This is a genomic window from Clostridium ihumii AP5 (genome assembly GCF_000612845.1).
Classification (GTDB): domain Bacteria; phylum Bacillota; class Clostridia; order Clostridiales; family Clostridiaceae; genus Clostridium_J; species Clostridium_J ihumii.
Genome location: NZ_CCAT010000045.1, coordinates 46,162 through 58,805, shown reverse-complemented (window position 1 = coordinate 58,805; position 12,644 = coordinate 46,162). Strand labels below are relative to the sequence as shown.

The window sequence follows — 12,644 nt, the reverse complement described above, 5'->3', positions numbered from 1 at the left end:
AGGATATTGTAATGGGGAATTTATTCTCCAAAATGAACTTTTTATGGATAAGTATTATATTAATTTTATTTGAAGTACAAATAAAACATTGTAGCGGGGATTTCAATCCCCGGTGATATTTATCATTATTATTAATAATTCATCATTGTTAATTGGTTCCAAACATTATAATAGAATGAACTATAAGATTATTAGTAGTATCATTTGATAAAACTATTATTTTAAATTTGAGTTTGGAACCCTATAGAAATATAATTTTTAATGTTACACTTAATTAAAAATTAATAATTATCACATATAATTGATTTAATAATTGATTTAAAAGTAATCAATAAAAGGGGATGAGAGAAATGCAAAAAGATAAAGATTCTATAGTTAAAGAAAATATAACTTCACAAGATTTTATAATAAGATCATCGGCTATAGGGTATTTTAATGAAAGTTTTTCAAAAGACAAAGAAGTTACAGAGTGTGTTATAGAAAGTATAAGAAAATATGAAGATCAATTTGAACGAAGTTATATTATTAGAAATTGTGAAAATTTAAATATAAGTAAGGATGGATGGAAAAAGTTATTGAACTTTGGAAGAGATGATGAGATCTTTAATATAAACGTAGCATCACTTATGATTACTAATGGATTAGATGTAATAGAGGAATTTTATGATGAAATAATTAATGCATTTTTAAAAAGAGAGGAATTAAAGAATTTTGATATTTTTAAATATGTAAATTTTTTAAGGGGAATTAGAGAAAGTTCAACAAATGATCTTTTAAAAATGCTAAAAAAGCATGTTGAAAATGAGAAAAAGAAAATTAATGATTTTGATTTAAATTATGGAATGTATATTGTAAATGAATTAAGACTTAGAACGGATTTAGATTATAATTTTATAAAAAGACAAATAAATAAATGTAAAAGCCAATATTATAAATTTTATTTGATTGAATTATTAAGTGAATTAAAAGATGAAAAACTTATAAATTTTTTAATAAGTCAGCTAGACGAAGACAATTATTTAGTAAATGAAAGTGTAGGTAGAGCTCTTGCAAAAATGGATAGTGATAAAGTTATAGAAGAAGTTAATAAAATATATTTTGATTCTAGTTATGATATAAGAGTTTATTTAACTATGGTATTCGATAGGATAAAAACTCCTTTTGCTGAAAAATTATGCTTTAATATTTTAAAAGAAGAAGAGCATTTTGATATAAGAAGTATTTTAGCATCTCAACTTTGTAGAATGTATAGTAAAGATGCCATAGAGTATGTGTACAATATGATAGAAAAAAAAGATTATGATGAAAGTATGGTTAATCTTAAAAGAGAATTATATGTAAGTACAAAGATTAATAATGTAAAATATAAGGAAGTGGAAAGTTGGAGAAAAGAAATAGATATAGAAATGGAAAACATTAAAAATTCTAAACTGTATTTAAAATTTTCTTTAAAGTAAAATGAAAATACGCAAAGTTCGACATTGGAAAAAGAAATAAACATAAGGTTTGTAGTGAATTTTAAGAATAATCACTTATTTGAAGGGTGGCAAGAAGTTTGGGAAACGTTATAAGAAGAGGATGTATATATACTAAGTATGGAGCTATAAGTAAATATGGAGAAAAAATAGAAATACCTAAAAATTGTATTGCTATTCCTGGATTTATAGATATTCATACTCATGGTGGATATAACATAGATACTATGGATGGGAGTCTTGATGGAATAAAAAAATGGAGTTATGAAATTTTAAAAGAGGGGACAACTAGTTTTTATCCAACAACAGTAACAGAAAGAACAGATAATATAATTAAAGCATTAAGAAATATTGAAGAATATATAAAAAAAAATAATACAATTGGTGCTGAAGTTTTAGGTGTACATTTAGAAGGTCCTTTTTTAAATGAAAAATTTAATGGAGCTCAAGATATAAAATATTTAAAAAATCCAAGTATAGAACAATTCAAAAATTTTGAAGAAAACAGTGATGATATAAAGATAGTAACTTATGCAATAGAAAATGATAAGGATTTAAGGTTTACTAAATATTTAAAGCAAAAAGGAATAATATCATCTATTGGACACAGTAATGCTAATTTTAAAGAAATAGAAGAGGCACTAAGTATAAGAGATTTAAACATTACTCATTTTTATAATGCTTGTAGTGGGTATCATCATAGAACACCTGGAATAGTAAATGCAGGTTTATATTTTGATAACATTATGATAGAACTTATAGCCGATGGAATTCATGTTGATAGAAGTGTTATAAGAGAAACAGTTAAATTAAAAGGAGTAAATAAAATTATATTAATAACAGATTCTATGAGGGCAAAAGGGTTAGATGATGGTGTTTACAAACTTGGACCTTTAGATGTAATAAAAAAAGGAAATTCAGCTAGATTAAAAAATGGAAACTTAGGTGGAAGTATACTTTCTATGAATGAAGCATTTAAAAATATTATAGAGTATACAAATTGTTCATTGGAAGAAGCAGTTTTAATGACAAGTACAAATGCATCAATAAGAATGAAAATAAATAATAAAAAAGGCAGTTTAGATCTTGGTAAAGATGCAGATATAGTAATTCTAGATGAAAATTTAAATGTTTTAAAAACATATTGTAAGGGTATTTTATGTTATGAAAAATAATAAGGTTTAAATTTGAGGAGGTAATTTAACATGGGGAAAATAAAAATAGCATTAATAGGAGCTGGAGCAAGGGGAATGTATGCATATGCTCCATATGTAAAGGCAAATCCAGAAATTGTTGAATTTGTTGCAGTAGCAGAACCAAATGAAACTAGAAGAAATCAATTTAAAGAGGAATATAATATAAAAGACGAAAATGTGTTTGATACTTGGGAAAAACTTTTAGAAGGTGAAAAATTAGGTGATGCTATAATAATAGCTAATAATGATGAATCACATTATGAACCAACAAAGATTGCATTAGAAAAGGGTTATCATGTGTTATTAGAAAAACCTATGAGTAATAAATTAGATCATATAGTTAAATTAGGAGAGCTTGCTAAAAAATATAGTAATCAAGTTTTTATGATATGTCATGTATTAAGATATACACCATTTTTTAGTGAATTGAAAAAAATTATAGATTCAAAGGAACTAGGACAACTTATAAACATACAACATAATGAAAATATAGCACATTGGCACTTTGCACATAGTTTTACAAGGGGAAATTGGAGAAATAGTGATGAGACAAGCCCTTTAATTTTAGCAAAGAGTTGTCATGACATGGATTTATTGTTATGGTTTGCTGAAAGTAATTGCAGAAAGATAGCATCATTTGGACATCTCTCACATATGAATTCAAAGAGTTTTAAAGAAGGAATGGCAGATAGATGTTTAGATTGCAATTTTAAAAATCAGTGTCCATATTCAGCGGTTAAACTTTATTTAGGTGAAAAACCAATATTTAAAACGGTGGTACATCCAATACCTACAAAAGAAAATTTAGAAGAGGCTTTAAGAACTGGTCCTTATGGAAGATGCGTATATAAATGTGATAATAATGTAGTGGATCATATGGTAACTATATTAGAGTTTGAAAATAATATAACGGCAACATTTAATTTATCAGCATTTACTGATGAGTGTAATAGAACATTAAAGCTTATGTTTACACATGGAGAAGTAAGAGCACATGATGGGAAAAATATAATAGAAGTTAAAAACTTTAATGAATCTGAATGGAAAACAGTAGTACCAGAAGTAGTTAAAAGTGGACATCTTGGAGGAGACACTGAGATTATGAAGAACTTTATAAATATTATAAGAGGCGAAAATGGACAAGTTAAGACATCAGCACTAACATCAGTTGAAAGTCACATAATGGCATTTGCAGCAGAACATTCAAGACTTAACAGTGAAGTAGTTAATGTAAAAGAGTTTTGGGAAAAAAATATATAAAGTTGTAGAAAGATAAAATAAAATTTAAAATTAATAATTTTAAAAATAAAATTGGAACACTATTATAAATGAAGAAATTTAAAACGCTATTCTGTGAAATTTTAAAAGAAACTCTAAATGTATTTTTCTTTAATTTTTAAGACTACCTTCAGATGCGACGTCCTGTCTTAACTTCAGCTTGCCCCGTCCTTGGGGCAAGGTCGTAAAAATTAAATAAAAATCCATAAGATTTTCTAATTAAAGTTTAAATGAATAGCTTATTTAAATTTTTCATTATAATAAATTTGTGCATTCATATAAATATATTATTTTAAATTGTAAGTGGTAATTAATCTATAACATATAGTATTATTTACAATTGGACAATGGAATTTTAATAAGGTAATGAAGAGATGAATTTAGAAGTGTTATAAGAAAATCTAAAATTTTCATAAAAAATAGAAATAAAATAATTAAATTATGGAAACAATATTTTTATGATTATTAAAATATTTATGAGAATTTAGAGGTGAGTTTATGAGACTTCCGAAGCACATAGGAATTATACCAGATGGAAATAGAAGATGGGCTATGGCAAATGGTTTAAGCAAGGAAAAAGGATATGATAGTGGAATAGAGCCGGGATTAAGTCTTTTTAATCTTTGTAAAAATGCTGGAATTGATGAAATAACATACTATGGTTTCACGACAGATAATGCTAAAAGACCAGATAATCAAAAAAAGGCTTTTACAGAGGCGTGTATAAACGCAGTAAAAATATTATCAAAGGAAGATGCAGAGTTATTAGTTATAGGAAATAAAGATTCTAAGGTGTTTCCAAAAGAGTTAGTGCCGTACACACAAAGAAAAGTGTTTGGCAAGGGGGGAATGAAGGTTAATTTTTTAGTGAATTATGGTTGGGAATGGGATTTAAATGAATTAAAAAGTGGAGATGTAAGTAAAAAGAATGTAGATAACAATATAAAATCTAAAGATATATCAAGGATAGATCTTATAATTAGATGGGGTGGTAGAAGACGGTTAAGTGGATTTTTACCAGTTCAATCAGTATATTCAGATTTTTATATTATTGATGATTATTGGCCAGAGTTTAAACCAGAACATTTTTATCAGGCACTACAATGGTATGATAAACAAGATGTTACATTAGGTGGTTAAAGTATTAAAAAAGGAACTAAGTTTTTTCTTAGTTCCTTTTTAGCATTATGCAATAGAGTTTTTTTCAAGCATAATAGAATTAGCTAAATCAATTGCATCATCTATACAATTAGTTATATAACTTTCTTTAAATCTTTTAACCATGCCCATATTATTTAAAATTTTAAATGGCTGAGGTTGAATTCCGCATAATATAAGTTTTATATTATTTTTAGAACAGAATTTTTCTATTGATTCTAGTGCATTATAAGCACTTATATCCATAACTTTAGTGTTGTTCATTTTTAATATTAATATTTTATTTAATGATTCTGTTAAAATTGAATCATTTAAAGTGTCTGTTACAGCAAAGAAAAGAGGACCATCTATTTCAAAAATTGAAATGTTATCTTTAAAATCTTCTTTGATATTTTTATGATTAACTACTTCAGTTACTTCTGTATGAACAGTCATTCTTCTAATGAATAGACACATTGCAATAAGCATTCCGGCTTCTATTGCTATTACAAGATCAAAGATAACTGTTAAGAAGAATGTTGCTAAAAGTACTATTAAATCACTTTTAGGTGCTTTAATCATTTCTTTCATTTCTTTCCATTCACCCATATTATAAGAAACAACCATAAGGATTGAAGCTAGGGTAGTTAAAGGAATGAATTTTGCTAGAGGCATGAATACTTTCATTATTAAAAGTAATGTTAAAGCATGTACAATTCCTGAAATAGGACTTCTACCACCATTTTTTACGTTAGCAGCAGTTCTAGCAATTGCACCAGTTGCAGGAATACCTCCAAATAATGCAGAGCCTATGTTACCAACACCTTGAGCAATAAGTTCCATGTTAGAATCATGTTTATCATCAATCATTTTATCAGAAACAACAGCTGATAGTAATGATTCTATTCCAGCAAGTATAGCAATTGTAAATGCTGGTTGTATAAGCTTAGTTACAGTGCCAAAATCTATTTTAGGAATAGTTGGCATTGGAATCTTAGAGCTTATTTCTCCAAATTGACTTCCAATTGTTGCTACAGGCAAATCAAATATATATACTACTGAAGTTGCAATTATTAGTGCAACTAAAGAACCTGGTATAGTTTTATTAATCTTAGGCCATAAAAGTATTATAGCAAGAGAAAAAACACCAACTAATAAAGTAATTAAACTAGTAGTATTTATATTTGATATAAATGAAACAACCTTAGGTATAAACTCAGAAGGTACTTTATCAATTGAAAGTCCTAAAAAATCTTTTATTTGAGTTGTAAATAAAGTTACAGCAATTCCTGAAGTAAATCCAACGGTTATTGGATAAGGAATAAATTTTATAAGTGAACCAAGTTTACAAATACCAAATAATATAAGGATAATTCCAGCCATGAAAGTTGCAATTATTAAACCATCTACTCCATGTTCTGCTATTATTCCATAAACAATTACAACAAATGCTCCAGTAGGTCCACCAATTTGAACTTTACTTCCACCAAGAAATGAAATGAAGAATCCAGCTATAATAGCCGTAATTAATCCTTTTTCTGGACTTACACCAGAAGAAATTCCAAGAGCCACCGAAAGAGGTAATGCAATAATAGCAACAATTATTCCAGCAATTACATCTTTGAAAAGTTGCTCTTTAGAAAATGACTTGTCATTAACTAAATCAAAAATTTTAGGTTTAGTCATTAAAAATCCCTCCTATTAAATTTTAATAGTGCATAAAAAACAAATATATTTAGACACGGAAAAAAAACAATTATGTTTTCTTTAAATATTAAATAAAATAATTGCTAAATTTATAATCTAAAATATTTTATTTTTAAAAGCACGTGCTTTTTTACAAACCATTTATAATTATAATACTTATATAAAAATCTTCAAGAGAAATTTAAAAAATAGTTCATAAAAAGTTAAATAAATAAATATTTACAAAAAATTAAACAAAAAATGAGAATTTTATTTAAAAATAATCAGAAAAATTTAAAAAATATGGATTATTTTTGGTATAATATATTAAAGGGTTCAATGTATAAACTAAAATATTAACTTGGAACCACAGTGTAGCATTTAAAGGGAAGGGTGGCAATTAGATGAAGATAGGATTAGTTTTAGCAGGTGGTGGAGCTAAGGGGGCATATCAAATAGGTGCTTTTAAAGCTTTGAAAGAATTGAAGATAGATAAATATATAAGTGTTTTGGCAGGTACTTCTATTGGTGCTCTTAATGCAATGCTTTTAATGCAGGATGATTTGGAGTTATCAGAAAGTATATGGGGGACTATAACTCGTGAAAAGATTTTACCTATAGATGAAAAAGATTTAAATAAGAAAAGTTTCCTTATATCATTAGGATTAAAGAATATTAATTTTATAAAAAAACATATGCCAAAGATGATATCAGGTGGAAATATTTCAAGAGAAGGTCTTGATGAGATAATGGAAGTTTTAGATTTTAATAAAATAAAGGAAAATAAAATGGTTTGTTATGCTGCATGCACAGAGGTACCATCATTAATGCCAAAATATTTTAAAGTTAATGATTATGAACCAGAAGATATAAAAAAAATATTACTTGCAACTTCAGCATTACCAATGATATATGAATGTGAAGAAATAGAATGTACTAAATATTTAGATGGAGGTATAGTTGATAATATTCCAATACAACCAGTTTATGGAGAAGGATGTGACATTATAATAATAATACATCTGTCTAAAGAAACTCCAGTAAATAAAAAAATGTATCCTAATACTAATATAATTGAAATTACTCCATCAGAAATAGAAGAAGGAGTACTGGATGGAACATTAGACTTTACTATAGAAAGTGCTAAAAAGAGAATGAAATTAGGATATGATAATACTATGGAAATGTTTCAGCCAATATTTAAAATTTTTGAATTTATAAAACAAAATGAAATAGCAGAGGAATTAAATAAAAAAGTTGTAAATGAAGAAATTTGTGAGAATAGAACAGAAGGTTTTGTTGAAGGCATAAAACATATATTTGCTAAGAAAAAAGATTAAAATTATAAATAAAAGCATGAATTTTTATGTTCATGCTTTTATATTTTATATAAGTTTATTTACTTTAATTTCTCCATCAACTATAGTCATTAGGATGTTGATGTTTTTTATTTTATTACTTTCTATAGAAAAGATGTCTTTATCTAATACAACCATATCAGCAAGTTTACCTGTTTCTAGTGTGCCTTTTATATTTTCTTCAAAAGAGCTATAAGCACCGTTTATGGTGTATGATTTTAGAGCATCTAAAACAGAGAGTTTTTCATTTGGCAGCCAACCGTTTTTAGGATAATTTTGAAGATCTGTACGGTTAACAGCACAGTGAATGCCATTCATAACATTAAAATGTTCTACGGGGCAATCTGAACCACTAGATATAGAGATCCCCATGTTATTCATTGTATTAAAGGCATAAGTGTCTTTTGCTTTTTCTGTGCCAATTCTATTTTCAACTATGTGTAAATCATAGTGAAGGAATATTGGTTGTATATATGCAAGCGTATTTAATTTTTTCATTTTGTTTAAAGAATTTTTAGTTGTAAGTTGACAATGAACAATACCATGACGTAGTGGGTTGGAAATTTCAGAAAATTTTTCGTAGGAATCTAAAACCCAATCTATGGCTTTATCACCAATGGCATGAACAGCTACTTGCATATTGTTATCATTAGAAATTTTAATGAATTCATCTAAAGTAGATTTATCTAAATTTGCAATTCCTAAATTATTTTTATCATCTTCATAAGGTGTATTTAGTAGAGCAGTTCTACCACCTAAAGCACCATCTAAAAGTAATTTTAATGGACCTATCTTAAAGAAATTGTTTCCACTATGAAATTTAATTTTATTATTATTAAGATACATTTTAAATTCTGAAATATTTTCAAATAAACATTGTTCATAAACTCTTACAGGAAGTTTGTTTTCTAATGAAAGTTCACTGAAAGCTTTCAAAACAATATCACAATCTCGAATTGGCAATGCACAAAAATCATCACTTTGTACTGAGGTTATACCATTTTCTAATAGTTCATTACAAGTGAGTAAAATCATTTTTTTCAATTCTTCTAAAGAAGGATTTTTTATAATGCTATTAAGTAAATTAAGTCCATCTTCGGAAAAAAGTCCTTTTTCTAAGTTAATATGATTATTTTCTAAACATTCGTTAGTAGTTTTTAAAAGCTCTATAGCTTTTGAATTACAAATAGATATATGGCCACAAGCTCTTTTAAGGATTATTGGAATTTCAGTAGATATTTTATCTAAATCTAACCTTGTAGGAATTCTTTTTTCTTTAAAATTATCTTGATTCCAGCCACGGCCTATAAGCATATCATTTTTATTTAATTTATTATATATAATATAATTTTTAGATTCAGTAATTAAATTATCTATAGATGTGCAGTTAGATAAATTTAATTTTGATTTAAAGTATCCATAACCTAAAAGATGCATATGACTGTCATTAAAACTAGGTAACATAACTTTATTATCAAGATTAATAATTTTTTCATATTCATGCTGAACATTTTTTATGTCACTTTTATGTCCAAGAAAAGAAATAGTATTATCTTTAATACCTAATACTTCATAAGTAGAATTATTCTCATCTAAAGAATGTATGTTACCATTAATAAATAATATATTCATTACAATATCCCCCATAAATTTAAATAAAAGTTATATATTATAGTATATCAATAAAATATTTCAAATTACATAGAATTCTAAGTTTGAATTTTTATTCATGTTTCTTGATGAAAGAAAAAGTTTTTCAATTGATACTAGAAACATTACAGTTTGTTAATATAGTTATATTTGGAACCAGTTTACAATTGAAAATTGAAAGTTATGGTTAATATTAAAACTATGGTTAGTAAGAATATTATAGTGGGGAATTCATTCTCCAACATGAATTTTTTATGGATAAATATTATATTAATTTTATTTGAAGTACAAATAAAACAGTGTAGCGGGGATTTCAATCCCTGAAGATATCCATCATAATTAATTCCCAATATAAAAAGAAGACTAAAATGTAATAGTAGTATCATTTGATAAAGATGGTATTTAAAAATTGAAAACCTATAAATAGATTAAGAAATATATATAAATATTTATAGTTATGGTATAATTTAAGCACGAAAAAAACATAAATTATAAATATAATGTCATTAAAAGGAGATTGAAGAAGATTTATGGAGCTAAGTGTATATTTAAAAGAAAAAAAAGAACCTGTAGTTTATAAAGGTGATAGAATAGATGTTTTGGATTTTACAATGAATGGTGTAAAATATAAACAAATAAGGTACTTTAGAAATGGATTTAGCAAAAGTGAATTAATAGAGGAAAGTTTAATAAATAAAACCCAATTAAAAAAGTAAAATAAGTCTCATTTAAAATAGATGGGACTAAAAATAAAATACAGAAAATTTAAACAAAAGGGTTGTTGATGGGGGGAGAAGTATGGGGAAAAGGAAAAGTTTAAAATTAAAAAATGAATTGATTATTATTGTTTTAATAGCAAGTATAATTCCAATAGCTATATTAGGTATTAATCTTATTAAATCGGAATACAAAACGGCTAAAGAATTATTCGTAAATGAAACATATGAAAAACTTAAGGGTGTTGAAAAAGAAATTGAATCATTAGTCATAAAAAATAGAGAATTTATAGAGGTATTATCAGAAACACCATATATTAGAGAAGCATTTAATAGTAATATTAATAATGAAAACACATTAAAAGTGTTCAAAACTTTAAAAGAATCTAATATTAATATATCATCTGTTTATATGGGGGGAGAAAATAAGCAAACATTGCTATATCCTAATAATGGATTGGATGATAATTATGATCCAACCACAAGGGAATGGTATATAAAAGCAAAAGAACAGGATACAACTTTGGTTACACCACCATATTTAGATGCATTTACATCAACAGATATAATAACAATATCTAGAAAAGTATTAAGTGAAGATAAGAAATTAATTGGTGTATTAGCAATAGATATTCAATTAGATAAACTTTCAGAAATAGTGTCAAAGTGCGAAATCGGAGAAAATGGATTTACATTTATGGCATATAATGATGAAAATATAATAGCTAGTAGTAATAAGGAATTTTTATCAAAAACTGTTAGTGAACAACAATTTGGAAAAGCATTAAAAGGTATAGAAAAAGAGGGAATAGTTAAATTAAATGATAAAAAGTATGTTGTTGAAAAAATAAAAAATGATAATGTTGGTTATACAACATATGGATTTATAGATGAAGAGGAAATATATTCATTAAGTATAAAAAATATAATAAGTCCATTAATAATGATACTAGTATTGTTAATAATTATAGGGATAATAATTGTTTTATTTTCAAAAAGAATTGAACAAATATGTACTAGAATAACCAATGTTTTAATAGAATGTAAAAATAAAAATTTTACTAAAAGAATAGATACTAATAATATAATCACACAGGAATTTAGTGATATATCTGAGTGTACTAATCTTATGATAGATGATATAGTGAAAATTTTAGGTGTGGCAGGAAATACATCAAAGGAATTAGCTAGAGAATCAGAAGAAGTAAATTCAATAGTAAATGAATTTAAAGAAGTTATAAATAACATAGCAGAAGCAATGTCACAGTTATCTAATGGAACTATAGAGCAAGCTAATTCATTAGAAGAAAGTGTTGAATTATCTTTAGAATTAGGAAATCAATTAAATGAAGCTACAAAATCTTCAGAGCAAGTTAAAAACATTTCCAATAATGTTGAAGATAAAACTCAAATAGGGAAAAATACTATTGTTGAATTAAATAATATACAAAAAGAAAGTGATGTTTCTATATGTAATGTGGTAGAAAAATCTAAAGTATTACATGAAAATTCTAAAAAAATAAATAGTATAATTGATACTATGAAATCTATAACAGATCAAACTAATTTGCTTGCGTTAAATGCAAGTATAGAAGCTGCTAGAGCTGGAGAAGCAGGAAGAGGATTCTCTGTTGTTGCAGATGAAATAAGAAAATTAGCTGAACAATCAAAAATATCTGCAAATGAAATAGAAAATATAATAAATGTAAATATAAATGATATAGATATGGTTATATTAGAAATTAAAAAATCCAAAGAAAGTATAGAAGAAACTTCTAATAATGTAGATGGAACATTTAAAATTTTTAATGATATAAATGAAGCTATAAAAAATTTAAATAATTTTATTATTAAAGTAAATGAAAATTTAATAAAAATAGATGAATCAAAAAATTTATTTATTGAAAAAATACAAAATGTTTCAGCAGTATCAGAAGAAGCAGCAGCTTCTACAGAAGAGGTTACGGCATCTACAAATAATCAAGCTGAAAAAATAGAGGAATTAAATATATCATCTCAAAATTTAAAAAAATTAGCTAATAATATCTATGATATTATAGATGAATTTAAAATAGAGTAAATTTTATACAAAATAGTTATCTTAAATGTTAAGGTAACTATTTTGTATTTATATGTAAAGTTGAAGTT

The 12,644-nt window shown here is 25.8% G+C and carries 9 protein-coding genes; 7 read left to right on the top strand and 2 right to left on the bottom strand.

The features are described from left to right. Window positions 1-350: 350 nt before the first annotated feature. The 4 genes from BN346_RS08175 (at window position 351) to BN346_RS08160 (ending at window position 5,089) form a co-directional block, all read left to right on the top strand. On the top strand, window positions 351-1,457 hold the full coding sequence (locus BN346_RS08175) for a HEAT repeat domain-containing protein (RefSeq protein ID WP_040327772.1): 1,107 nt from the start codon (window positions 351-353) through the stop codon (window positions 1,455-1,457). 98 nt (window positions 1,458-1,555) lie between these two features. Beyond that, window positions 1,556-2,650 (top strand): N-acetylglucosamine-6-phosphate deacetylase, encoded by a 1,095-nt coding sequence (nagA, locus tag BN346_RS08170; RefSeq protein WP_051540181.1) that lies wholly within the window; start codon window positions 1,556-1,558, stop codon window positions 2,648-2,650. 30 nt (window positions 2,651-2,680) lie between these two features. After that, complete coding sequence (locus BN346_RS08165) at window positions 2,681-3,931, top strand: Gfo/Idh/MocA family protein (RefSeq protein ID WP_040327771.1); 1,251 nt, start codon at window positions 2,681-2,683, stop codon at window positions 3,929-3,931. Window positions 3,932-4,447: 516 nt separating this feature from the next. Beyond that, entirely contained in the window at window positions 4,448-5,089 is a 642-nt protein-coding gene (locus BN346_RS08160; RefSeq protein ID WP_040327770.1) for an undecaprenyl diphosphate synthase family protein, read from the top strand. Between the two features lie 45 nt (window positions 5,090-5,134). Here the strand turns inward: BN346_RS08160 and BN346_RS08155 are convergent, their stop codons facing one another. Next, window positions 5,135-6,772 (bottom strand): SulP family inorganic anion transporter, encoded by a 1,638-nt coding sequence (locus BN346_RS08155; RefSeq protein ID WP_040327769.1) that lies wholly within the window; start codon window positions 6,770-6,772, stop codon window positions 5,135-5,137. 404 nt (window positions 6,773-7,176) lie between these two features. Here BN346_RS08155 and BN346_RS08150 point away from each other — a divergent pair, with 404 nt between their 5' ends. Next, the gene (locus BN346_RS08150) at window positions 7,177-8,112 is read left to right on the top strand and encodes a patatin-like phospholipase family protein (RefSeq protein WP_040327768.1); all 936 of its coding nucleotides are present in this window, start codon (window positions 7,177-7,179) and stop codon (window positions 8,110-8,112) included. A gap of 45 nt (window positions 8,113-8,157) precedes the next feature. Here the strand turns inward: BN346_RS08150 and BN346_RS08145 are convergent, their stop codons facing one another. Continuing rightward, entirely contained in the window at window positions 8,158-9,762 is a 1,605-nt protein-coding gene (locus BN346_RS08145; protein ID WP_040327767.1) for an amidohydrolase, read from the bottom strand. Between the two features lie 548 nt (window positions 9,763-10,310). Between BN346_RS08145 and BN346_RS08140 the strand changes: the two genes are divergently transcribed. Both BN346_RS08140 and BN346_RS08135 read left to right on the top strand, forming a co-directional pair. Further along, the gene (locus BN346_RS08140; RefSeq protein ID WP_040327765.1) at window positions 10,311-10,496 is read left to right on the top strand and encodes a hypothetical protein; all 186 of its coding nucleotides are present in this window, start codon (window positions 10,311-10,313) and stop codon (window positions 10,494-10,496) included. 82 nt (window positions 10,497-10,578) lie between these two features. After that, a complete protein-coding gene (locus BN346_RS08135; RefSeq protein ID WP_040327763.1) occupies window positions 10,579-12,576 on the top strand; it encodes a methyl-accepting chemotaxis protein in 1,998 nt (665 codons plus the stop codon). The last annotated feature ends 68 nt before the right edge of the window (window positions 12,577-12,644 follow it).

Coding starts and splice junctions, on each gene's coding strand:
- BN346_RS08175 (WP_040327772.1), top strand. CDS start 351: ATGCAAAAAGATAAAGATTCTATAGTTAAAGAAAATATAACTTCACAA.
- BN346_RS08165 (WP_040327771.1), top strand. CDS start 2,681: ATGGGGAAAATAAAAATAGCATTAATAGGAGCTGGAGCAAGGGGAATG.
- BN346_RS08160 (WP_040327770.1), top strand. CDS start 4,448: ATGAGACTTCCGAAGCACATAGGAATTATACCAGATGGAAATAGAAGA.
- BN346_RS08155 (WP_040327769.1), bottom strand. CDS start 6,772: ATGACTAAACCTAAAATTTTTGATTTAGTTAATGACAAGTCATTTTCT.
- BN346_RS08150 (WP_040327768.1), top strand. CDS start 7,177: ATGAAGATAGGATTAGTTTTAGCAGGTGGTGGAGCTAAGGGGGCATAT.
- BN346_RS08145 (WP_040327767.1), bottom strand. CDS start 9,762: ATGAATATATTATTTATTAATGGTAACATACATTCTTTAGATGAGAAT.
- BN346_RS08140 (WP_040327765.1), top strand. CDS start 10,311: ATGGAGCTAAGTGTATATTTAAAAGAAAAAAAAGAACCTGTAGTTTAT.
- BN346_RS08135 (WP_040327763.1), top strand. CDS start 10,579: ATGGGGAAAAGGAAAAGTTTAAAATTAAAAAATGAATTGATTATTATT.